Source organism: Streptococcus sp. HMSC070B10 (assembly GCF_001808665.1).
GTDB lineage: Bacteria > Bacillota > Bacilli > Lactobacillales > Streptococcaceae > Streptococcus.
In genome coordinates, this window is record NZ_KV794191.1 from 1 (window position 1) to 281 (window position 281).

Annotated in this window: 1 rRNA gene; it reads right to left on the bottom strand. The window is 39.9% G+C overall.

Annotated features, from left to right (window positions below):
* Positions 1–78, bottom strand: a 16S ribosomal RNA gene (locus HMPREF2613_RS06320); the annotation flags it as partial.
* Positions 79–281 lie beyond the last annotated feature (203 nt).

Genomic DNA, 281 nt, shown 5'->3' on the forward strand with positions numbered 1-281 from the left:
CCTCCTTCAGCGTTCTACTTGCATGTATTAGGCACGCCGCCAGCGTTCGTCCTGAGCCAGGATCAAACTCTCATTAAAAGTTTGAGTTCTCACTCATTTCTGTCACTGACAGATTTATTGTTTTTTCATTGTTCAGTACTATAACCTTAGTTATAGTGCCCTGCACATTGGTTCGTCTTGTTCAGTTTTCAAAGGTCTTTGTCACTCGCTTCTCTCAAGTGACAACTATATTAGTATATCACAGTCGCTTTCGCTTGTCAACACTTTTTTGAAACTTTTTT